The organism is Streptomyces sp. SID13666 (genome assembly GCF_010548325.1).
Taxonomy (GTDB): Bacteria; Actinomycetota; Actinomycetes; order Streptomycetales; family Streptomycetaceae; genus Actinacidiphila; species Actinacidiphila fildesensis.
The window spans coordinates 42615-63190 of sequence record NZ_JAAGLX010000038.1 but is presented as its reverse complement, the minus strand read 5'-3'; the positions used below and the strand labels follow the sequence as shown (position 1 = coordinate 63190).

The following is a 20576-nucleotide window of genomic DNA, read 5'->3' as shown; positions in this document are numbered from 1 at the left end:
CCGCTCATCCAGCGGTGGTGATCTCCAGGCCCGCGTCCGTGACCTGCACCGATACCGCGGACAGGTCCCGGACCACCACGTCGGCGGCCAACTCCTCGACGGCATGGGTTGTGGCCAAGGCCACGGTCCGCATCCCGGCGGCGCGGCCCGCGGTGAGACCGGCGGGAGCGTCCTCGAAGACGGTGCAGTCCTCCGGGCGCACCCCCAGCTTCCGGGCCGCCAGCAGGAAGGGCTCCGGGTCCGGCTTGCCGTTCGTCACGTCGTCGGCGCTGATCAGCAGGGGCGGATCGATCGCGGCGGCGGCGAGCCGGGCGGCGCCCAGCCGGCCGGTGGCGGAGGTGACGACCGCCCAGCGGCCGGCCGGCAGCGAGCCGAGCAGCGCGAGGGTGCCGGGCAGGACGACCACGCCGTCCGCGTCGGCCAGTTCCAGCTCCTCGATCCGGCGCACCGCCGCCGGGACCCGCTCCTCGGGCAGCAGGTCCCGGATGATGGCCACCGCGGTCCTGCCGTGCAGCTGCACCGCCGCGAACGCCTCGGCCGTCACCCGCTCCTCCCGCGCCCACCGGCTCCAGCAGCGGACCACCGAGTCCATGGAGGAGACGAGCGTCCCGTCGTTGTCGAACAGCAGCGCCTGCGTGGTGATCTTCATATCCGGCCACCCTACGCCGGGCGCGGAGGGCTCCTGGATCCCGCTGGGCCCGGCCCTTTTGACCCGTAATAGAGTCGCGGCATGCTCGACGCAGTCACCATCACGGTCTCGGTCGCGGCGCTGCTGCTCGCGGCGTGGTGCGGCTTCGCCGCCTTCCGCGACCAGCCGACCAAGGACTGGCACTTCATCGGCATGGCCGTGGTCACGGTGCTCGCGCTGGTTCAGCTGGTGATCGCCCTGGTGAAGCTCTCGCGCGGCGAGAAGCCGGACCAGGGCACGTTGATCTTCGTCTCCTACCTGGTCGGCGCCGCCTGCACGATCCCGGCGGCCGCCTTCATGTCGCTGACCGAACGCACCCGCTGGGGATCGGCGATCGTCGCCGCGGGCGGAGTGATCCTCGCCGTGCTCGAAGTACGGCTTTTCGACATCTGGGGAGGCGGCGGTGTCTGAGCCCGCACACGAGGCATCCGGGGCGCCGGCCGCGAACGAAGCCGGGGCCGGGCGGATCGGCCGGGGTCCCGGGCGGCTGCTGCTCTCGCTCTACGGGGTGTTCACCGTCGCGGCGGTGTCGCGCTCGCTGGTGCAGATGATCACGAAGTTCCATGACGCGCCGCTGGCGTACGTGCTGTCGGCGGTCGCCGGGCTCGTCTACGCGGTGATCACCGTCGCCCTCCGGCGCGGTGGCGAGGCGGCCCGCAGGGTGGCGCTCGTGTGCTGCTCGGCCGAACTGGCCGGCGTGCTCGCGGTCGGCACCTTCACCCTCGTCGACCCGTCCGCGTTCCCCGACGCGACCGTGTGGTCGGACTTCGGGATCGGCTATCTCTTCCTGCCGCTGCTGCTGCCCGTCGCCGGGCTGTTGTGGCTGCGCAGGTCGGCGCGGCCACAACAGCCGTAACGGAAACCGTTCAGGCGCTGGCGGCGAACGTCGCCGTCGGGGCGTCCTTCTCCATGGTGACCAGGCTCAGCCGCCGGGTGACCGGCTCGGCGTCGCCCACCTGCTCGTACCCCAGCTTGCGGTACAGCCGCAGGTTCAGGTCGCTGCGGTGCCCGGTGTACAGCCGGTACCGCTTCGCCTCGCTCTCGGCGGACAGCCGCTCCTCGACGGCGTGCAGCAGCCGGCCGCCGAGGCCGTGCCGCTGCATACGGGGATGGACGATCAACTTGGCGATCCGGGCGGTGCCGTCGACATCGACGACCCCGCGTACCGAGCCGACGACCTCGTCGCCGAGCCGGGCGACCAGGACGCACCCCTGAGCCAGCTCGGCGCGCAGCGCCTCGAAGGTCTGGGTGAGCGGTTCTATGGTGTAGTCGCCGTAGAGCTCCGCCTCGCTCTGATAGCAGAGGTACTGGAGTTTGAGGATCTTCTCGGCGTCGTCTGGATCCGCCGTAGAGATGGTCACGCTCATGCCCATGTGCGCAGGCCTCCCCTTCGAGTCCGCCCGGGCTGATGAGGGTGTGATGCGCGCCCGGGACGTGTGCCTGACCGGAGTTGGTACGGGTGTGCGCCGTCTCCGTGGCGCTGATGATCGCACAAACGCCCCGGCGCGGTAGATGCCTCGCAATACCCGCATCCGGCCACGTTCGAACGCGCAAGGAACGCCTTGTCGCCGACTGTTTACCGTGCCTTACCCCGTCTTACCGGGGATGCAACCCCGGATTTCAGGATCGAGCGCAGACAGCCGAGACAGCGTGAGCGCAAAGGGCCGATACTGCCCTGTGAGATTCCCAACTCCCGGGAGATTTCCTGGTATGTGGGGTCGGAACGGGACATCAGTGCACCAACCACCTGCGGGCAGCGTCCCGGCAGCCGCCGCACGGCGGCGTGCACGGCCGCTCGCTGCTCGGCGCCGAGCACCTGTTCCTCGACGGACGGCCCGCGGTCGGCCGCCGGGTCGCGGCCCGGGGTGTACGGCAGCTCACGGCGGACCCGGCGGGCGGCCTCGCGCACCTCGCGCCGTACCGCGGCCCGGAGCCAGCGGGCGGGATCGGCCGGCGGAACGGCCAGTTCGAGCATCCGCAGCCACACCGCCTGTTCGAGGTCGGCGGCCTCGATGCCGCCGGCCACCTCTTCGGCGGCCGCCTCCGCGGCGACCAGCGGGCGCAGCCGGGTCAGTTCGTCCTCACGCAGCGACATCGTCATGATCGCCGGGACGACGCGGCCGCGCCCGGCGGTTGCCGGACGCGGCCGTCTTCACCCGTCAGAGTGGATCATCCGCCCGAAGGGCCGCATCAGGACTTCAGGAAGTCCTGGCGGGCGAGGAGCGCGGTATCGGCGTTGTCGGAGAAGATCCCGTCGATGCCCTGCTCGAAGTACTTCCTGAACGCGCCGAAGGCGTCGCCGTAGGCGTTCGGGTCGGTGCCCCTGCGGAAGTCGGCGGGCAGGAAGGTGTTCTCGTTGCGCATCGTGTACGGGTGCAGGATCAGCCCGGCGGCGTGCGCGTCGCGCACCAGCGTGGTCGGGGTGCCGAGCTTCCCGGCCGCGTCGACAGGGATGATCAGGGTGAGCGTCGGCCCGATGCCCTGCGCGAAGCGCGCGGTCCACTGCAGGCCGGCGGGGGTGATGAGGTCGTCGACGGTGCGCGGGTCGCCCGCTTCGACGAAGTCCCACGGGCGGCTGCCGAGGCCGGAGAGCAGGAAGATCTTGGGGGCCGCGACACCGAGCGCGCCCAGCCGCTGCAGGCTGCCCGACTCGAAGGACTCCAGGAACTGCGGGGAGTTCTTCCGGTCACGGCCGTAGCGGCGCAGCAGCCTGGCCAGCCGCTCCTCCAGGCCGAGGCCGAGCTTGCGGAAGTACGTGGGGTGCTTGGTCTCGGTGTGCAGCCACACCGGACAGCCCCGCTTGCGGCCCTGCTCCTCGGCCCACTGGAGCACCTCCTCGAAGGTGGGGATCTCCCAGCGGCCGTCGTAGAGGGTGTTGCGCTGCCGGTTGGCGGGCAGCCGTTCCACGGCGCGCAGCGTCTTCAGCTCGGCGAGCGTGAAGTCCTCGGTGAACCAGCCGGTCATGGCGGTGCCGTCGATGGTCTTGGTGGTCCTACGGCTCGCGAACTCGGGGTGCTTCGAGACGTCCGTGGTGCCGCCGATCTCGGGCTCGTGCCGGCAGACCAGATGGCCGTCCTTGGTGGGCACGAGGTCCTGCTCGATGACGTCCGCGCCGATGTCCAGGGCGTACTGGTAGGAGCCGAAGGTGTGCTCGGGGCGGTAGCCGCTGGAGCCGCGGTGCCCGATGACGGTCGGCACCGGCAGCTTGGGCGAGCCGTGTCCGCCGCGGTTGGCCGCGGTGTCCGCGGCGGCCGCCGTCCCCGGCAGGGCGAACACCGCGCCGCCGGCGCACAGGGCCGCCGCCGCGCCGAGGACGGCCCGGCGGGCCGGTCCTGATCCCTGCTGGTCGTGCGTCATGAGCTCTCCCCTGTCTCCGGTGACTGCGGCCGAACGCCTGTGCGGCACCTGCCGGTCGACCCGCGCATCGTAGGCGCGTACATCTTTCGTACGAGCCACGACAGGCGAAACATGCGCGGAACGTACGTCAACACTGCGTAGCAAGTGTGTGAACCCGGCGTGCGCTGACCAGGCGAACGGAAGTATCGTCCTCATCTATAGGGGGTGTGCGCCAGTGGGCGTGCGCCCCTGGTCTGCGATCCACCGATCCCCTGCCCGGAGGGCCCGTTGTTCCGTTTCCTGATCAATGCGCTGCTCGTACCGCTCCTCCGCGTGCTGTACCGCCCGCGTGTCGAGGGAATGGAGAACATCCCCGCGACCGGACCCGTCATCCTGGCGGGCAACCACCTCGCCTTCTCGGACTCACCGTTCATGACCCTGGTGGCCCCGCGCCCGGTCTTCTTCCTCGGCAAGGACGAGTACGTGACCGGCCGCGGCATCAAGGGCCGCGCGAAGGCCGCGTTCTTCACCACCGTCGGCATGATCCCGGTGGACCGGGACGGCGCCCGCGGCGGCGCGGCGGCGCTGATGACGGGCCGCCGGGTGCTGGAGGACGGCCAGATCTTCGGCATCCACCCGGAGGGCACCCGCTCCCCCGACGGCCGGCTGTACCGGGGCCGTACGGGTGTCGCCCGGCTCGCCCTGATGACCGGCGCGGTCGTCGTGCCCTGCGCGCTGATCGGCACCGAGCGCGTCCAGCCGGCCGGCAAGAAGCTGCCGCGCATCCACCGGGTGACCATCCGCTTCGGCGCGCCCCTCGACTTCTCCCGCTACGAGGGCATGGACCGTGACCGCTATGTGCTGCGGGCCATCACCGACGAGGTGATGAGCGACGTCATGCGGCTGTCGGGCCAGGAGTACGTCGACATGTACGCGACCAAGGCCAAGGCCGCCTGACCCACGGCGCCGAGGCGCCCCGCTCCGCCCCTCAGTGATGGGCGGAGCGGGCCGTTGCCAGCTTGGTGTGGCGCAGCATCCGCCAGGCCCACACCGACGCCCCGATCAGCACCACCGCGCCGACCAGGGCTGCGATGCGCAGCCCGTCGGTGAACGATGCCTGCGCCGCCGTGAGCAGGGTGTTCCCGCTCTCGCCGGGCAGCGTGCCCGCCACCTCGACGGCCCCCGCCAGGGAGTCCTTGGCCTGCGCGGCGCTGTCCGCCGGCAGTCCGGCGGGCAGCGTCAGGTTGGAGTAGACGCCGGTGACGATGGAGCCGAGCAGCGCGATGCCGAGGGCGGCGCCGAGTTCGTAGGCCGTCTCGGACACCGCGGCCGAGGCGCCGGCCTCCTCCTCGGGGACGCTGGAGAGGATCACGTCGGCGGTGACGGTGAACGAGAAGCCGGCGCCCACACCGACGATCAGCAGCACGGCGAAGAGCAGCGGGTAGCCCGTCTCCGGGGTGAGCCCGAACAGTCCGGCCAGCGCCAGACCGCTGGCGCCCAGACCGCCCGCGACGACCAGCCGCACGGAGAACCGGCGGGCGGCCATGCCCGCGCAGAGCCCGGCCCCCACGGCGCCGACCATGGCCGGAAGTTCGGCAAGACCCGCCTCCAGCGGCGAGCGCCCCTGCACCATCTGCAGGAACTGCGACAGGAAGAAGATCAGCCCGGACAGGCCCAGCACGGTCAGCAGATCGGCCAGCACCGAGGCGGAGAAGCCCCGGTTGCGGAACAGATGCATGTCCAGCAGCGGTGCGGGCAGCGTGTACTGCCGCCGGACGAAGGCATAGAGGCAGGCCAGTCCCACCGCGCCCGCGGCGAAGGCGGCGGGCTTCGCGCCGTGCGCCGCGATCTCCTTGATGCCGTACACGACACCGAACATGCCGACGAGCGACAGCGCGACGCTGACCAGGTCCCAGGGACCCGGGTCGGGATTCTTCGACTCCGGCAGCAGTTTGTAGCCGACGACCACCAGGACCACCATGACCGGCAGGTTGATCAGGAAGACCGAGCCCCACCAGAAGTGCTCCAGCAGGATGCCGCCGACGACCGGTCCCACGGCGGCGCCGGCCGTCGAGGCCGCGCCCCACACACCGATCGCGAAGCTGCGCTCCCGCGGGTCGGTGAAGAGGTTGCGGATCAACGCGAGGGTGGACGGCATGAGGGTGGCGCCGGCCACGCCCATCAGGGCGCGGGCGAGGATGAGCATCTCCGGGGTGTGCGCGTAAGCGGCCAGCACCGACAGCCCGCCGAACGCGGCGGAGCCGATGAGCAGCAGCTTCTTGCGGCCGACGCGGTCACCGAGGCTGCCCATCGAGACCAGCAGCCCGGCGATGACGAAGGAGTAGATGTCGCCGATCCACAGCACCTGGGTCGAGGACGGCTCCAGGTCCTCGGTCAGGAACGGCATCGCCAGCCCGAGCACCGTCGCGTCGACGGCGACGAGCAGCAGCGCCAGTGTGAGGATGCCGAGCGCGAGCCAGCGGGAGGGGTGCGGGGGCGTCGGGGGCACGGGGGCGGTGGGCTTGTGCAGGGCGTCGCGGGTCATGACGCGCTCCGCAGCATCCCGCCGAGCATCAGCTCGGAGACCATACGGGCGGAATCGTTCCGTGCCATACGTCCATCCTGGACGCACCAGGCCGAGGCCGCGATCAGGGCGTACAGCGCCTCGCCCAGCCAGGTCGGTGTCAGGTCGTACCGGAACAGCCCCTGTTCCTGGCCGCGCCGGAACAGCGCGCTGACCCGCTCGTCCACCCTCGCCCAGCCCTCGTTGACCTCCGGCAGGTCGTACAGCTGGTTCTCGCCGTAGAGGAAGGCCAGGAAACCGGAGACGGGCATAGCCTCGTCGATCAGCCGGCGGACCGCTTCGACCGGGTCGCCCTCCTCTATGCGGGCGGCGTCCAGCCGCTCGTCCATCTGCGCGATCCCGAGCAGGCCGAGGGCCCGGACGAGGGCGTCGCGGCCGGGGAAGTGCCGGTGGAGGGTGGCGCGGCTGATTCCGGCCGCCTTGGCGATCTCGTCCATGGACGCGGTGGCCCGGCGGCTCAGCAGGGCCGCGGCGTCGCGCAGCACCTGTTCACGATCGAAACTCATGAGACAAATATAGCGCGCATGAGACACGGATGTCTCACATTGAATCCGCAGAACGGCGGAGGCCGGGCCGTCACGGCCCGGCGCTCCGCCCGGTGTCAGCGTTCGGCCAGCGCCCAGGCCAGCTGTACGGCCACGTCCTGCTTGACCTCGGCCAGCTGCTCGGCCACCCGGACCGGCGCCGTGCCGCCCCGCCCGTCGCGGGAGGCGAGCGCGCCCTTGACGTTGAGGACGGTGCGGACCTCGGGCGTCAGATGGGGTGAGATCTTGGCGAACTGTTCGTCCGTCAGCTCGTCCAGCTCGATGCCGCCGGCCTCGCAGACCTTGACGCACTCCCCCGCGACCTCGTGCGCGACCCGGAACGGAACGCCCTGCTTGACCAGCCATTCGGCGATGTCGGTGGCGAGGGAGAAGCCGGCCGGTGCCAGTTCCTCCATCCGCGCGGCGTTGACCGTGAGGGTGGCCATCATCCCGGTGAAGGCGGGCAGCAGGACCTCGAGGGTGTCGCAGGAGTCGAAGACCGGCTCCTTGTCCTCCTGCAGATCGCGGTTGTACGCGAGCGGCAGGGCCTTCAGCGTCGCCAGCAGACCGGTCAGATTGCCGATGAGCCGGCCCGACTTGCCGCGCGCCAGCTCGGCGATGTCCGGGTTCTTCTTCTGCGGCATGATCGACGAGCCGGTGGAGAAGGCGTCGTGGAGGGTGACGAAGGAGAACTCCTTCGTGTTCCAGATGATGATCTCCTCGGCGATCCTCGACAGGTCGATCCCGATCATCGCGGTGATGAACGCGAACTCCGCGACGAAGTCGCGCGAGGCCGTGCCGTCGATGGAGTTGGCGACCGAACCGCGCTCGAAGCCGAGTTCGGCGGCGACCGCCACCGGGTCGAGGCCGAGCGAGGAGCCCGCGAGCGCACCGGAGCCGTACGGCGAGACGGCCGTCCGGTCGTCCCACTGCCGCAGCCGCTCGGCGTCCCGGCTCAGCGCCTGCACATGCGCCAGGACGTGGTGGGCGAAGAGCACCGGCTGGGCGTGCTGCAGATGTGTACGTCCCGGCATGGCGACGTCCGCGTGCGTCTCGGCGAGACCGACCAGCGCCTCCTGCAGCTCGGCGATCAGCCCGCCGATGATCCGCGCGTGGTCGCGCAGGTACATCCGGAAGAGGGTGGCGATCTGGTCGTTGCGGGACCGGCCGGCCCGCAGCTTGCCGCCCAGGTCCGGGCCGATCCGCTCCAGCAGACCGCGCTCCAGCGCGGTGTGCACGTCCTCGTCGGCGATGGTGCCGGTGATGGTGCCCGCCTCGACATCCACCGCCAGCTGGTCGAGCCCGGCCAGCATCCGCCCCAGCTCGTCATCGGTGAGCAGCCCGGCCTTGTGCAGGGCGCGGGCGTGGGCGCGGGAACCGGCGATGTCGTAAGGGGCCAGCCGCCAGTCGAAGTGGACCGACGCCGAAAGCTTGGCCAGGGCCTCCGCCGGGCCGTCCGCGAACCGGCCGCCCCAGAGCCTGACATCGCCGTTGCTGCTCACCGCTGCTCCTCGAAAGTGTCGCGTGGACCGTCGCCTGGTGACGAACGCACTGACTGGCATAAGTATGCATTGCACTGCATGATTCGTCAAAAAGGCCTTCCGGCGCGTTCCGGCGCCCCGGGAACGCCGAAGGGCCCCCGGGAACGGGGGCCCTTCCAGACGGCTTCGGCGACACGATCCGGGTCGTACGGCGCCGGCTCAGTTCTGCCGGTGGTCGCCAGCCGCCAGCCGGAGGAGGTGGTCGGCCAGCGCCTGGCCGCCCGCCGCGTCGCGGCTGATCAGCATGAGGGTGTCGTCGCCGGCGATGGTGCCCAGGATGTCGTGCACCTCGGCCTGGTCGATCGCGGAGGCCAGGAACTGGGCCGCGCCCGGCGGGGTGCGCAGCACGACCAGGTTGGCGGACGCCTCCGCCGAGATGAGCAGCTCGCCGGCGAGCCGGGCCATCCGCTCCTCCTTGACCGACTCCCCCAACGGCGCCTGCGGGGTGCGGAAGCCGCCTTCGGACGGCACCGCGTAGATCAGCTCGCCGCCGGAGTTGCGGATCTTGACCGCGCCCAGCTCGTCCAGGTCCCGCGAGAGCGTCGCCTGCGTAACGCTCAGCCCGTCGTCGGAGAGCATCTTCGCCAGCTGGCTCTGCGACCGCACCGGCTGCCGGTTGAGGATGTCCACGATCCGCCGGTGGCGTGCGGTGCGGGTCTGCGGTACGGCCTGGCCGTGCTGCGCCTCGGTCATCGTCGCCCTTCTCCGGATCGTTGGTCCCTGTGTACCGCGTCGAGGACGGCGGGCAGCGCCTGGAGGAACACCTCCACCTCGTCGTCACCGAGGATCAGCGGAGGAGCGAGCCGTACCGTGTCGGGCACAGCGGCGTTCACCAGGAGTCCGGCGTCCTGAGCCGCCTGCTGCACCTGCGGTGCGAGCGGCTCCGTGAGAACGATACCCAGCAGGAGCCCCGCACCGCGCACATGATCGACCAGCGGGTGCCCGAGCGCCTCGATCCCGTGCCGCAGCCGGTCGCCCTGCCGCTTGACGTTGTCGAGGATCCCGTCGGCCGCGATGGTGTCCAGTACGGCGAGCGCGGCGGCGCAGGAGACCGGGTTCCCGCCGAAGGTGGTGCCGTGCTGACCCGGCGTCAGCAGGTCGGCAGCGGTGCCGAAGGCGATCGTCGCCCCGATCGGCAGACCGCCGCCGAGCCCCTTGGCGAGGGTGACGACATCGGGCTCGACGCCGTGCGCCTGGTGCTCGAACCAGTGGCCGGTCCGGCCGATGCCGGTCTGTACCTCGTCCAGGACCAGCAGGGTGCCGGTGGCGGAGGTGATCTCCCGCGCCGCCTTCAGATAGCCGGCGGGCGGCACGACGACGCCGTTCTCCCCCTGGATGGGCTCGATGATCACCAGCGCGGTGTCGGTGGTGACGGCGGCGCGCAGTGCGTCCGCGTCCCCGAACGGCACATGGGTGACATCACCGGGCAGCGGGTGGAACGCCTCCTGCTTCTTCGGCTGGCCGGTGAGCGCGAGGGCGCCCATCGTCCGGCCGTGGAAGGCGCCGGAGGTGGCGACCATGTGAGTGCGGCCGGTCAGCCGGCCGATCTTGAAGGCGGCTTCCACCGCCTCCGCACCGGAGTTGGAGAAGAAGACCCGGCCTGCCCGGCCGAAGAGTTCCAGCAGCCGTTCCGCGACCGCCAGCGGGGGCTCGGCGATGAAGAGGTTCGACACATGGCCGAGCGTGCCGATCTGCTCGGAGACCGCCCGGACCACGGCCGGGTGGCCGGTGCCGAGGGAGTTGACCGCGATACCGCCGACGAAGTCGAGATAGACCTTCCCGTCGGCGTCCCAGAACTTCGCGCCCTCGCCGCGGACCAGCGGGACGCGCGGCGTCCCGTAGTTGTCCATCAGCGAGCCCTGCCACCGCCGCGTCAGTTCCTCGTTGCTCATGACCCGTCCCCCTGCGCGTCCGGCACGATCATCGTGCCGATGCCGTCGTCCGTGAATACTTCGAGGAGCATCGAGTGGGGCACCCGGCCATCGATGATCCGTGCGCTGCCGACGCCGTGCCGCACCGCGTGCAGACAGCCTTCCATCTTGGGCACCATGCCGCTGGCCAGCGAGGGCAGCAGCTTCTCCAGCTCGCTCGCGGTGAGCTGGCTGATCACGTCCTCGCTGGACGGCCAGTCGGCGTACAGCCCCTCGACGTCGGTGAGGACCACGAGCACCTCGGCGTCCAGCGCCGAGGCGAGCGCGGCGGCGGCGGTGTCCGCGTTGATGTTGTAGACATGGCCGTCCTCGCCGCGGGCGATCGACGAGACGACCGGGATCCGGCCGTCGTCCAGCAGCGCCTGGATGGCGCCCGGGTCGACATGGGTGATCTCGCCGACGAAGCCGATGTCCACCTGCTCCCCGTCGACGACCGCGTGCCGCTTGACGGCGGTCATGGTGTGCGCGTCCTCGCCGGTCATCCCGACGGCGAACGGGCCGTGCTCGTTGAGCAGTCCGACCAGCTGCCGCTGGACCTGTCCGGCGAGCACCATCCGGACGACGTCCATCGTCTCGGGGGTGGTCACCCGCAGTCCCGCGGTGAAGGACGACGTGATGCCGAGCCGGTCGAGCTGCGCGCTGATCTGCGGGCCGCCGCCGTGCACGACGACGGGCCTGAGGCCGGCATGCCGCAGGAAGACGACGTCCTGGGCGAAGGCCGCCTTCAGCTCCTCGTCGACCATGGCGTTGCCGCCGAACTTGATGACGACGGTCTTGCCGTTGAAGCGGGTGAGCCACGGCAGCGCCTCGATGAGGATGCGGGCCTTGGGGAGCGCGGTGTGGTTGCGCGCGGTGGGGTTGGTCATGAGCTGTACGCGCTGTTCTCGTGCACGTAGTCCGCCGTCAGGTCGTTGGTCCAGATGGTGGCGGCGGCGCTGCCCGCGCTGAGGTCGGCGGTGATGACGACCTCGCGGTACCGCATGTCGACCAGGTCGCGGTCCTCGCCGACCGAGCCGTCCTTGCAGACCCAGACGCCGTTGATGGCCACGTTCAACCGGTCCGGCTCGAAGGCGGCGGCGGTCGTGCCGATCGCGGACAGCACCCGGCCCCAGTTGGGGTCCTCGCCGTGGATTGCGCACTTGAGGAGGTTGTTGCGGGCGATGGAGCGGCCCACCTCGACGGCGTCGTCCTCGGTCGCGGCGTTGATCACCTCGACCTTGATGTCCTTGGACGCGCCCTCGGCGTCACCGATCAGCTGACGGGCCAGGTCGGCGCACACCTGCTCGACGGCGGCGGCGAAGTCGTCGTAGGCGGGGACGGTGCCGGAGGCGCCGGAGGCGAGCAGCAGCACGGTGTCGTTGGTCGACATGCAGCCGTCGGAGTCGGCCCGGTCGAAGGTGGTGCGGGTGGCGGCGCGCAGCGCGGTGTCGAGGGTGCCGGCGTCCAGGTCGGCATCCGTGGTGAGCACGACCAGCATGGTGGCCAGTCCCGGTGCGAGCATGCCCGCACCCTTGGCCATCCCGCCGACGGTCCAGCCGTCCTTCTCGACGACGGCCGTCTTGTGCACCGAGTCGGTGGTCTTGATCGCGATGGCGGCCTTCTCGCCGCCGTGCGCGGAGAGTTCGGCCGCCGCCTTGGTGATGCCGGGCAGCAGCTTGTCCATCGGCAGCCGCAGCCCGATCAGACCGGTCGAGGCGACCGCGATCTCGCCCGCGTTCTGTCCGAGGACCTCCGCGGCCCGCTCGGCGGTCGCGTGCGTGTCCTGGAAGCCGAGCGGTCCCGTGCAGGCGTTCGCGCCACCGGAGTTGAGGACGACGGCGGACACCAGCCCGCCCTTGACGACCTGCTCGGACCAGACGACGGGCGCGGCCTTCACACGGTTGGAGGTGAAGACACCCGCGGCGGCCAGGCGCGGCCCGTTGTTGACCACGAGGGCCAGGTCGGGGTTGCCGCTGTCCTTGATCCCGGCGGCGATCCCCGCGGCCGTGAATCCCTGTGCTGCCGTGACGCTCACGGTGCCACTCCTGTCGTGGAAAGTCCCATGTCCTCGGGAAGTCCGAGGGCCACGTTCATGCTCTGCACCGCGCCGCCCGCGGTGCCCTTCGTCAGGTTGTCGATCGCGCTGATGGCGATGATGCGGCCGGCCGCCTCGTCGTACGCGACCTGCAGCTGTACGGCGTTGGAGCCGAGCACCGCGCCGGTCGACGGCCACTGCCCCTCGGGCAGCAGGTACACGAACGGCTCGTCCGCGAAGGCCTTCTCGTACACGGCGCGGACCGCTTCGGCAGTGACTCCCGCCTTCGCCCGCGCACTGCAGGTGGCGAGGATGCCGCGCGGCATGGGTACGAGGGTCGGGGTGAACGAGACGCCGACCGGCTCCCCGGCCACGGCCGACAGGTTCTGGATCATCTCGGGGGTGTGCCGGTGCACGCCCCCGACGCCGTACGGGGTGACGGATCCCATGATCTCGCTGCCGAGCAGGTGCGGCTTGAGGGCCTTTCCCGCGCCGGACGTGCCGGAAGCGGCGACGATCACGGCCTCGGGCTCGGCGAGCCCGGCCGCGTACGCCGGGAAGAGCGCCAGCGAGACGCTGGTCGGGAAGCAGCCGGGCACCGCGATGCGCTTCGAGCCCAGCAGCGCGACCCGCGCCCCGGGCAGCTCGGGCAGCCCGTACGGCCAGGTCCCGGCGTGCGGGGAGCCGTAGAACTTCTCCCAGTCCGCGGCATCGCTCAGCCGGAAGTCGGCACCGCAGTCGACGATCAGCACACCGTCGCCGAGCTGTTCGGCGACCGCCGCGGACTGCCCGTGCGGCAGCGCGAGAAAGACCACGTCGTGCCCGGCCAGCACCTCGGCCGACGTCGGCTCCAGTACGCGTCCGGCCAGCGGCAGCAGATGCGGCTGCAGTGCGCCCAGTCGCTGTCCCGCATTGGAGTTGCCGGTGAGCGCACCGATCTCGATCTCCGGGTGCCCGAGGAGCAGCCGCAGGATCTCACCTCCCGCGTAACCACTCGCCCCTGCCACCGCTGCCCGCAAAGCCATCGAACCCTCCTCGTCGATGGCATGACTATACGGTCCACCGAAGCTTTATGCAAAGATCTCGGCTGAGGGCCGGCTCACCGGTTGCGACCGAGATTTTTACGTGGCGGACGAGCGCAGTACTTGGCGGATCTTGCTTCCGTAACGCTGTGTTTGTTGAGACTTAGTGCTCTCGTTGGCCCTTGAGCGTTGCAGCTAGCACGTGCCTACCTGGGACTGAGCTCGGTGGGTGACCCATGAGCATTCCGGTTGACCCCGGTGCATGATGGTTGGCCCGTACGAACCGCTGGATCACCGCCGAGAGGCTTCCGGTGGGCCGCCGGGCCAGCCATGATCAAGTTCCGGAGATTCGACGGTTGGGGTGTGACGTGAAGGACTGGCGGACCGATCCGACATTCGCGATGTGCCGGAAAGTGACGGACGGGGCGGACCTGGCCTCGTTCTCGGGAGGTCCGTTCGACGTGCGGACGGTGGTAGCCGGCATCCTGTCCGAGCCCCGACAGGGCTTGGACCTCGATGCCGTCCCGTGGGTTAACTTCCCCCATGGGTGCGACGTCCGGGAGGCGGTTTCCCTCCTGCGCACTGGCGGCGAACCGGTCGTGGACGCGACGGGTGTGCTGTGGGGCCTGTGCGCCGACGACAGCCGGGCCGCCGCCGCCCTCGCCGTGCCGTTCCTCATTCCCCTCGCCATCAACGCCCACCACCCACACCGCACCGCCGCCCTCGCCGTCCTCTCCGGCCCCGCCCGTGCCAGGCACCACGGCGTCGCCTCTCGTGAGGAATTCCTCCTTCACCGCAACGATCCCCGGCGCCACGCCCCCGATACCCACGACGACTACGGCTACGAGGTGACCGGCTACCCGGCCGGCTGGTCGGTGGCCGCCGCCCGAGCCGCGATCACCACCGCCACCTCCACACTCCTGCCCCTTCTCGGAGACTCCGACCTCACCGTCCGCGTCGACGCCGCCTACGTCCTGGCGACCGCCGCCGACCCCACCCACACCATCCGGACTGCCCTGGCCAACGGATTCGCCACCGAGGGCGACGCCATGGTCCGCGCCGCCCTGCTCCTGGCCACCGCCGAGATCACGCGGGCCCACCCGCACCCGCCGACTGTCACCTGGTTGCGCGAACGGTGGCACGACCGGGCGGAGGCCCCCGAAGCCCGTCTGTCGGCGGCGGTCGGCTGGCTCTGCCTCACCGACCAATCCGCACCGGAGGAGCTCCGCCGGACCGTCGACACCCTCGCCGACAACGAGCGCGCACACGCCATGGAGGCCCTGCCGTGGATGAGCGCCGCCTCGGGCACCAACGAACCAGGACTCCTGCGCTGCAGACGCTGCATGCTCCACCCAGAAGAACCGGACCCGGAAGAGGTCCTCTGGGGCTCCTTGTTCTGAGCAACCGGTCTGTGGTTGTGCATCGGAGTTGTCGCACCTGACGCTACTCAGGCGTTGGGAATGCAAAAACCACCCGGCCCCGCCTCCTGGCTCTGCACGGCCCTTGAGGAACACGCCAGACAGGCGGTCGCCACCATCAGTCACGCACCGTGACCAAGACGGATCCCGGCCCGCCAACTATCGCCCTCAAGATCCGCCAACCAGCTCCCTCCGCCTGCCGGCGACCTGCACCGAAGAGAGCATCACCCGCTGTCCCGTCTCGAGCGATCTGGTCCCTATCTCAGATGATCTGGTCCGATTCGCTCGGCGTCTCAGAGGATCTGGCCGTCGGTGTTGCTGTTGTGATCGATGAATTGGACCGACTGCACGGATTCGGGACCCTGGTCGAGCGTCCGCGTGGTGCCGACCGCTCTGCTGGTAGCCGGTTCCGGGAAACGGCAGGGCGATCCGTTGTTGGTCAGTCCCGTCGGACACCCTGGTCGATCCCGTCGATCCGGTCGATCCGGTCGATCCGGTCGATGACGGCTGCGGCCCGCTCCGGGTGCCCCTCCAGCCACCTGCCGAGGTGTTCCTGGACGGCCTGTCCGACGCAGGTCCGCACTGCGGTGTTGACCAGCGTGTCGCGCGTGGAGCCCTTGAACTCGGGATGGTCCAGCTTCACCGACACGACCGCCGTCAGGCCCTCGCCGATCCGGTCGGTGCTGAGATCGGGGTCCGTCGCTGTCAGCAGTCGCTGCTCCCGCGCGTACGCGGTGAGTACGGCTGCCACGTCGGAACACCACCTGGTACAACCTCGCCCGGTCTGATCCGCTACGGCACTACGCCGACCTGCGGAAACTCCTCGCTGAGTTTGCCTACCAGCTCGCCCGGGACTTCGACTCAAGTGCTTAACAGATCACCAACCGTCACGGCCCAGGTCAAAACTCCACGCGGGGTCGTTCGCTGATATCCCGGCTGAGCAGGGTTCGAACGTCGGCTTCCGGAAGTCCAGAACGATTGATGAAATCGGCGAAGGAGAGGCCAGTTGTTTCCATGAGATCAAGTGCGCGTTGCAATAGTACCGGGCTTCTGGGTTTCCCAGGGAGCCCCGGCTCTACTTTCCTCCATCCTCGGACGGACAATGCTTTCCATCCTTGCACGTAGATGTGTCCGCTCATGACTCAGAGCGTTTTTGCCCTAACCAAAAGGATGGATAGCGAGACGTTCCATTTTGCCTTCAAGCGGAGAAATTTGGGCCAGTCGAGTCGTTCCGGGAGTTCGGATGCGATGTCCTCGGCTGACATGAGGAACGCGGCCGCGAACCGTCCGGGCCCGTGCTCTCGCGGCAAGGGCCCGTCCGCGTGCTGCGGGCGGGCCCTTGCGCGGAGCGGCTACCGGCCTTTCCACGCCCGGTGGATCATTTCACTCGTCAGACCCATTCCGGCGGCACATTGGCCATCTGCGCGAGCCGATCCCATTTCTCAGGTTTGCGATCCGGGGCCCACCAGTCGAATCCACGATCAGCCCAGTGGCCCCGATAATTTCGGACGCCCTGCAGAGACGAGTCATTAAGGCCCGTCTGCGATCCGCAACAGGGGCAGATCACGGCTGTTGCAATGCCGTACTCCCACAGAACGCCATCGTCAGTGTAACCGCAGACGCGGCAAACGACTTCGTAGTTGTCCTCGTCATCCAACTTTTTTCCCTCCGTCACATCTTGAGCTAGTGGCGCTCGGCTCCCCCGGCATTCTTCTGCAGATGATCCTCAAGCGTAGCCTCCTTATAGCCATTTGGGTTCGTCGCGGGATCATACTTCGATGGCCTGTACATTGTTACCGGGAGACCCTCTGCATTGTACGTAATTAGGGTGTTCGACTTGGTTTCGTAAACCATCCACCCCACATCTGTCCCGTTCGGGAGCTTTCGATCGAAAACGCGATATCCCGGCGGGGGGCTTCCCGGATCCGTCAGTTTACGGTAGCTGTGCGCCTTGGCGACGTAGTCCCCGGGCTGTTTCAGCTCCGGAAACTCCGCCTGGTGCTTTTTCCAGTGGTCAAGAGCGAGTGTGACGCGATCGGCCTTGACGTTGCCGGCCTTGGTGTACTTGGTGGCCCAGATATGGGTGGACCTGCCCGCATCCCGATTGGCCCGCAGAAAGTCCAGGAGCGTTTCGGTGCCTTGCACTCCTGCACCGGGGGTAGGGCCTTGGCGCCCCACTTGGTTCCGGTGGCGCCCCAGCCGATAACGGGGATGGCGGCCGCGCACGACAGGCTGGCGTCCACCGTCTTCCCGCGCATCTCGGATATCCCGCAGTTGAGCAGGTCGAAAGGCTCACCTACGCCGGGAGCATCCCGATGAGATCGGTGCTGAACTGGAAGTCGTTGAGCTTCCGATCCCACCAACCGGGTTCGTCCTCGTCGAGCGCGTTCTGGAGTTCGTCCTCCAGAGTCTGGAGTTGCTGCCGATCGGCCTTTTCTGTCTCCTTGCGCCGACGTTCCGCCGCTTCCGCGATCAGCTTGGTGAAGGTGGATTTCCAAGCGTCGATGGCCGCCTGGTCCGCCGCTGCGGCGTCCTTGCCGGCCTGTACGGCGGAGGCGCGGGCTTCGTTGGCGGCGGACCATGCCGCGTCGGCGGAGCCGCGTGCTGCGGCGGCCGAATCCGCTGCGTGGGTGGCGGAGTTGGTGGCATCGCGTGCAGCGTTTTTGGCAGTGGTTTCGGCCGTGCGCGCGGTCTTGGCGGATGCCGCGGCTCGGGCGGCAGAGGCCTCTGCCGCCTGGGCGGACTTCCTGGCCTGTTCGGTGAAGGTGGCGGCCTGCGCGGCGGACTGCAGCGCCTGTTTGCGGTAGTTCTCGGCGTCTGTTGCGGCGTTGATGGCGACAGCGGCGACACGGAGGGCTTCGGCGGCGTTCTGTTGTGCGATCGCGGCCACGGAGTCCGCGCCGGCGATGAGCGCCTGGACCTGGGACGCGTGGGTGGTGGCGAGATTGTCCTTGCGTTCGGCCATGAACTGGCCCGACGCGATGAACTGCTGCAGCAGTGGCGCAGGACCTTCCAGCGCGATTCTCGCCGCGGCCCTGACCTCGGGACCACCGATACTGATCAGCTGCGTGGCACGCAGCTGATCATCAGCCTCCCGGGCCGCGTACTGGCCGGAGTTCCGGTCCGACGCGATCGCGTTGTGGCGGGCTAATGGCGAACCGGCGGTGCAGAGTCGATTTCCACGCCCCGAAGCGCGGTGGCAAAGCCCGCTTCAATCACCGGTGTTCGCCACCCCGCCGCCCTGCGGCCACACCAGAACGGTGGGCAGGAAGGGCTCCGCGACCTCCCATAACCCGTCCGATACGCACAGCAGTGCACAAGTACAGATTGGCCGCCAGCTGTAGCTGGCGGCCAATCATAGAAAGCCGAAGAGAGCTGGCATCCTATGGACTTCAGATCAGACGTGAACCATTGATCAGCGCCACCGGAGAGGAATATTCGCCAACTGCTCGAAAATATTCCAGGCCGCAGGCTTGCGCTTTGGCTCGCTCCATTTTGCGCCTTCGCCTACCCAGGCGCCGCGATATTCGCGGACGCGTTCCAGGGTTTCGTCGCCGATTCCTGACTCCATTCCGCAGCATTCGCAGATGATGTACAGAGGCTCCCCATCTTTCCAAATGTGAGTCTTCCCGTCAGTTAGACCACAAATGCGACAGGAAGTTTCGATCGAGGCTTCCATGATTTTCCCATTGTTATTTGATTTCGGTTCCGCGGCCAGGTTCCTTTAGCCATTCCTCTAGAGTTCCTCTATAGCCGCCTCTATTTTTCACTGGATCGTACGGGGGACGGTTTGTACATGGTTTGAGGTACTCCGTCGGGACTGAATGCTGACCACGTCTTTTTGGATTCGTCGAAGACTGCTTTTGATCCACTGTTCTGAGCATAGATACGGTACCCGACTACCGGCTTGCCAGCATCTGCGAGCACGCGGTAGCTGTGTGCGAGTTCAACGTATTGCTTTGCGTTCTGCAACTCGGGGAACTCTGCCCTGTGTTTGCTCCAGTGCGACGCGGCGTTCGCTGCTGGGGAGGATTTCTTGCCGATGCTCCAGATGTGGGTGGGTTTACCGGCGGCGCGCTGTGAAGGACTTCGGAGCGTCTCCCCAGCACCCCCGGCCCCCGGCACCGCAGGTCCGGACAGCACTGCCGCTCCGGACAGCGCTGCGCACGGCGTCGCGAAGCACTCACTCACGGTCTGACCAGCCGCGCCGCCTGCGCTCAACGGCACTCACGCACAGTGAAAACTCATGCTCATGATTCGCCAACTATTCCTCTCAAGATCTGCCACCAAAAATTCCCCAATCCCGCCTGGCCTGCACAGCTCGGATCAAGATTCGCCAACCAAAATTCTCGGTCACACCGGTGTGACCGGCGCTTCGGTCGGCCGTTCAGCGCCTCAGGCGGCCTTTCAGCGCTTCGGTCGGCGCGGAGCCTGTCGACGTCACGCCCCCCGTACCCTCTTTCCGTGCCAGCCTCTCGCCTGTACCGCGTCGCCGTCCTTGTGCTGCAGGGTGCGAAGCCACTCGATGTCGGCATTCCCGCGCAGGTTTTCACGACCCGCGCGAGCATGCCGTACGAGGTGCGGGTGTGCGGGGCGGCACCCGGTCTCGTGAACGGTGGCGACGGCCTGTCCTACCACGTGGCCCACGGCCTCGACGCGCTGGAGTGGGCCGACATCGTCTTCGTCCCCGGTTACCGGTTGCCGGACCGCGACGACCCGCCGCAGGCCGTCGTCGACGCGCTGATCGCCGCACACGACCGGGGTGCGCGGCTCGCCGCCATCTCGACCGGCGCCTTCGCGCTCGCCGCCACGGGTCTGCTCGACGGCAAGCGCGCCACGACGCACTGGCACTACACGCGGGCGCTGGCGGCGAGGCATCCCCTCGTGCGGCTCGACGAGAACGTCCTGTTCGTCGACGAGGGCAGCGTCCTGACGTCGGCCGGCGCGGCCTCGGGCATCGACCTGTGCCTGCACATCCTGCGCGGCGACCTCGGGGTGGCCGCGTCGAACCATGCGGCCCGGCGCCTGGTCGCGGCTCCCTACCGCAGCGGCGGGCAGGCGCAGTACGTGCCGCGCAGCGTGCCCGAGCTGCTCGGCGAGCGGTTCGCGGCCACCCGCGAGTGGGCCCTTCTCCGGCTCGGCGAGCCCCTCAACCTTGAGGTGCTCGCCCGGCATGCGGCGGTGTCGCCGCGCACGTTCTCGCGGCGCTTCGTCGAGGACACGGGATACACACCGATGCAGTGGGTCATGCGGGCCCGCATCGACGTGGCCCGTGAGCTGCTCGAGCGTTCGGAGCGGAGCGTCGAGCAGATCGCCGCCGACGTCGGTCTCGGCACCGGCGCCAATCTGCGGCGGCACTTCCAGAGCATCCTGGACACGACGCCGAGCGAGTACCGGCGCACCTTCACCCGGGGCGAGTAGGTTCACCCGGCGCGAGTAGGCCGCCACCGCGTGGCGCGATCCTTTCGAACCATGGCGATCACGCCGCTGCCACCGGCCGACGGTGCGCGAGAACCTG

Annotated in this window: 21 protein-coding genes and 1 pseudogene; 5 read left to right on the top strand and 17 right to left on the bottom strand. The window is 69.0% G+C overall.

Features of this window, described 5'->3' with window-relative positions; all coding sequences use genetic code 11:
* Nucleotides 1-4: 4 nt before the first annotated feature.
* The gene (locus G3I60_RS33770; protein WP_164297013.1) at nucleotides 5-649 is read right to left on the bottom strand and encodes an HAD-IA family hydrolase; all 645 of its coding nucleotides are present in this window, start codon (nucleotides 647-649) and stop codon (nucleotides 5-7) included.
* An 81-nt stretch (nucleotides 650-730) separates the two neighbouring features.
* On the opposite strand from G3I60_RS33770, the gene G3I60_RS33765 reads away from it, so the two are divergent.
* Both G3I60_RS33765 and G3I60_RS33760 read left to right on the top strand, forming a co-directional pair.
* The gene (locus tag G3I60_RS33765; protein WP_164297015.1) at nucleotides 731-1099 is read left to right on the top strand and encodes a hypothetical protein; all 369 of its coding nucleotides are present in this window, start codon (nucleotides 731-733) and stop codon (nucleotides 1097-1099) included.
* Nucleotides 1092-1544 (top strand): hypothetical protein, encoded by a 453-nt coding sequence (locus tag G3I60_RS33760; RefSeq protein WP_138352679.1) that lies wholly within the window; start codon nucleotides 1092-1094, stop codon nucleotides 1542-1544. The genes G3I60_RS33765 and G3I60_RS33760 overlap by 8 nt, the downstream gene beginning before the upstream one ends.
* Nucleotides 1545-1554: 10 nt before the next feature.
* On the opposite strand, the gene G3I60_RS33755 is transcribed toward G3I60_RS33760, so the two are convergent.
* The 3 genes from G3I60_RS33755 to G3I60_RS33745 form a co-directional block, all read right to left on the bottom strand.
* On the bottom strand, nucleotides 1555-2061 hold the full coding sequence (locus tag G3I60_RS33755; RefSeq protein ID WP_138352680.1) for a GNAT family N-acetyltransferase: 507 nt from the start codon (nucleotides 2059-2061) through the stop codon (nucleotides 1555-1557).
* A 203-nt stretch (nucleotides 2062-2264) separates the two neighbouring features.
* Nucleotides 2265-2789 carry a sigma-70 family RNA polymerase sigma factor gene (locus tag G3I60_RS33750; protein WP_138352681.1) on the bottom strand — a complete coding sequence of 175 codons (525 nt, stop codon included), beginning with the start codon at nucleotides 2787-2789 and terminating at the stop codon, nucleotides 2265-2267.
* An 89-nt stretch (nucleotides 2790-2878) separates the two neighbouring features.
* Nucleotides 2879-4045 (bottom strand): glycerophosphodiester phosphodiesterase, encoded by a 1167-nt coding sequence (locus G3I60_RS33745; protein WP_164608106.1) that lies wholly within the window; start codon nucleotides 4043-4045, stop codon nucleotides 2879-2881.
* A 267-nt stretch (nucleotides 4046-4312) separates the two neighbouring features.
* On the opposite strand from G3I60_RS33745, the gene G3I60_RS33740 reads away from it, so the two are divergent.
* Nucleotides 4313-4981 carry a 1-acyl-sn-glycerol-3-phosphate acyltransferase gene (locus G3I60_RS33740; protein ID WP_138352683.1) on the top strand — a complete coding sequence of 223 codons (669 nt, stop codon included), beginning with the start codon at nucleotides 4313-4315 and terminating at the stop codon, nucleotides 4979-4981.
* A gap of 31 nt (nucleotides 4982-5012) precedes the next feature.
* Here G3I60_RS33740 and G3I60_RS33735 read toward each other — a convergent pair whose 3' ends face one another.
* The 8 genes from G3I60_RS33735 to argC all read right to left on the bottom strand — a co-directional run bounded on the left by G3I60_RS33735 (nucleotide 5013) and on the right by argC (nucleotide 13643).
* On the bottom strand, nucleotides 5013-6569 hold the full coding sequence (locus G3I60_RS33735; protein WP_164297019.1) for an MFS transporter: 1557 nt from the start codon (nucleotides 6567-6569) through the stop codon (nucleotides 5013-5015).
* On the bottom strand, nucleotides 6566-7114 hold the full coding sequence (locus G3I60_RS33730) for a TetR/AcrR family transcriptional regulator (protein ID WP_138352685.1): 549 nt from the start codon (nucleotides 7112-7114) through the stop codon (nucleotides 6566-6568). The genes G3I60_RS33735 and G3I60_RS33730 overlap by 4 nt, the downstream gene beginning before the upstream one ends.
* Nucleotides 7115-7209: 95 nt before the next feature.
* Nucleotides 7210-8634, bottom strand: a complete 1425-nt coding sequence (gene argH, locus G3I60_RS33725; protein WP_164297021.1) for an argininosuccinate lyase — start codon at nucleotides 8632-8634, stop codon at nucleotides 7210-7212.
* A 198-nt stretch (nucleotides 8635-8832) separates the two neighbouring features.
* The gene (locus G3I60_RS33720) at nucleotides 8833-9366 is read right to left on the bottom strand and encodes an arginine repressor (RefSeq protein WP_138352687.1); all 534 of its coding nucleotides are present in this window, start codon (nucleotides 9364-9366) and stop codon (nucleotides 8833-8835) included.
* A complete protein-coding gene (locus G3I60_RS33715) occupies nucleotides 9363-10565 on the bottom strand; it encodes an acetylornithine transaminase (RefSeq protein ID WP_164297023.1) in 1203 nt (400 codons plus the stop codon). Before G3I60_RS33715 ends, G3I60_RS33720 begins: the two co-directional genes overlap by 4 nt.
* Entirely contained in the window at nucleotides 10562-11470 is a 909-nt protein-coding gene (gene argB / locus G3I60_RS33710) for an acetylglutamate kinase (RefSeq protein ID WP_138352689.1), read from the bottom strand. Before argB ends, G3I60_RS33715 begins: the two co-directional genes overlap by 4 nt.
* The gene (gene argJ / locus G3I60_RS33705; RefSeq protein ID WP_164297025.1) at nucleotides 11467-12618 is read right to left on the bottom strand and encodes a bifunctional glutamate N-acetyltransferase/amino-acid acetyltransferase ArgJ; all 1152 of its coding nucleotides are present in this window, start codon (nucleotides 12616-12618) and stop codon (nucleotides 11467-11469) included. Before argJ ends, argB begins: the two co-directional genes overlap by 4 nt.
* Nucleotides 12615-13643 (bottom strand): N-acetyl-gamma-glutamyl-phosphate reductase, encoded by a 1029-nt coding sequence (gene argC / locus G3I60_RS33700; protein ID WP_164297027.1) that lies wholly within the window; start codon nucleotides 13641-13643, stop codon nucleotides 12615-12617. Before argC ends, argJ begins: the two co-directional genes overlap by 4 nt.
* Before the next feature lie 596 nt (nucleotides 13644-14239).
* Between argC and G3I60_RS33695 the strand changes: the two genes are divergently transcribed.
* The gene (locus G3I60_RS33695) at nucleotides 14240-15040 is read left to right on the top strand and encodes a hypothetical protein (protein WP_239070593.1); all 801 of its coding nucleotides are present in this window, start codon (nucleotides 14240-14242) and stop codon (nucleotides 15038-15040) included.
* A 457-nt stretch (nucleotides 15041-15497) separates the two neighbouring features.
* On the opposite strand, the gene G3I60_RS33690 is transcribed toward G3I60_RS33695, so the two are convergent.
* The 5 genes and pseudogenes from G3I60_RS33690 to G3I60_RS33670 form a co-directional block, all read right to left on the bottom strand.
* Nucleotides 15498-15809: a hypothetical protein gene (locus G3I60_RS33690; protein WP_343241785.1), complete on the bottom strand. Its 312-nt coding sequence runs from the start codon at nucleotides 15807-15809 to the stop codon at nucleotides 15498-15500.
* Nucleotides 15810-16741: 932 nt separating this feature from the next.
* The gene (locus G3I60_RS33680; RefSeq protein ID WP_164297031.1) at nucleotides 16742-17203 is read right to left on the bottom strand and encodes a hypothetical protein; all 462 of its coding nucleotides are present in this window, start codon (nucleotides 17201-17203) and stop codon (nucleotides 16742-16744) included.
* A 151-nt stretch (nucleotides 17204-17354) separates the two neighbouring features.
* Nucleotides 17355-18023 carry a hypothetical protein gene (locus G3I60_RS33675; RefSeq protein ID WP_203674529.1) on the bottom strand — a complete coding sequence of 223 codons (669 nt, stop codon included), beginning with the start codon at nucleotides 18021-18023 and terminating at the stop codon, nucleotides 17355-17357.
* Between the two features lie 6 nt (nucleotides 18024-18029).
* Nucleotides 18030-18122 (bottom strand): annotated as a pseudogene (locus G3I60_RS47130) (ALF repeat-containing protein); the annotation flags it as partial.
* Nucleotides 18123-18473: 351 nt separating this feature from the next.
* Nucleotides 18474-18737, bottom strand: a complete 264-nt coding sequence (locus tag G3I60_RS33670; RefSeq protein ID WP_164297034.1) for a hypothetical protein — start codon at nucleotides 18735-18737, stop codon at nucleotides 18474-18476.
* Between the two features lie 785 nt (nucleotides 18738-19522).
* On the opposite strand from G3I60_RS33670, the gene G3I60_RS33665 reads away from it, so the two are divergent.
* Nucleotides 19523-20479, top strand: coding sequence for a GlxA family transcriptional regulator (locus tag G3I60_RS33665; RefSeq protein WP_138352713.1), 957 nt, complete (start codon nucleotides 19523-19525; stop codon nucleotides 20477-20479).
* Nucleotides 20480-20576 lie beyond the last annotated feature (97 nt).

Excerpts from the sequence above, each read along its gene's own strand:
- G3I60_RS33755 (WP_138352680.1), bottom strand. The coding sequence starts at position 2,061 with ATGGGCATGAGCGTGACCATCTCTACGGCGGATCCAGACGACGCCGAG.
- G3I60_RS33745 (WP_164608106.1), bottom strand. The coding sequence starts at position 4,045 with ATGACGCACGACCAGCAGGGATCAGGACCGGCCCGCCGGGCCGTCCTC.
- argB (WP_138352689.1), bottom strand. The coding sequence starts at position 11,470 with ATGACCAACCCCACCGCGCGCAACCACACCGCGCTCCCCAAGGCCCGC.
- G3I60_RS33765 (WP_164297015.1), top strand. The coding sequence starts at position 731 with ATGCTCGACGCAGTCACCATCACGGTCTCGGTCGCGGCGCTGCTGCTC.
- argC (WP_164297027.1), bottom strand. The coding sequence starts at position 13,643 with ATGGCTTTGCGGGCAGCGGTGGCAGGGGCGAGTGGTTACGCGGGAGGT.
- G3I60_RS33730 (WP_138352685.1), bottom strand. The coding sequence starts at position 7,114 with ATGAGTTTCGATCGTGAACAGGTGCTGCGCGACGCCGCGGCCCTGCTG.
- G3I60_RS33720 (WP_138352687.1), bottom strand. The coding sequence starts at position 9,366 with ATGACCGAGGCGCAGCACGGCCAGGCCGTACCGCAGACCCGCACCGCA.
- G3I60_RS33670 (WP_164297034.1), bottom strand. The coding sequence starts at position 18,737 with ATGGAAGCCTCGATCGAAACTTCCTGTCGCATTTGTGGTCTAACTGAC.
- G3I60_RS33735 (WP_164297019.1), bottom strand. The coding sequence starts at position 6,569 with ATGACCCGCGACGCCCTGCACAAGCCCACCGCCCCCGTGCCCCCGACG.
- G3I60_RS33750 (WP_138352681.1), bottom strand. The coding sequence starts at position 2,789 with ATGACGATGTCGCTGCGTGAGGACGAACTGACCCGGCTGCGCCCGCTG.
- G3I60_RS33770 (WP_164297013.1), bottom strand. The coding sequence starts at position 649 with ATGAAGATCACCACGCAGGCGCTGCTGTTCGACAACGACGGGACGCTC.
- G3I60_RS33715 (WP_164297023.1), bottom strand. The coding sequence starts at position 10,565 with ATGAGCAACGAGGAACTGACGCGGCGGTGGCAGGGCTCGCTGATGGAC.
- G3I60_RS33675 (WP_203674529.1), bottom strand. The coding sequence starts at position 18,023 with ATGGCCGAACGCAAGGACAATCTCGCCACCACCCACGCGTCCCAGGTC.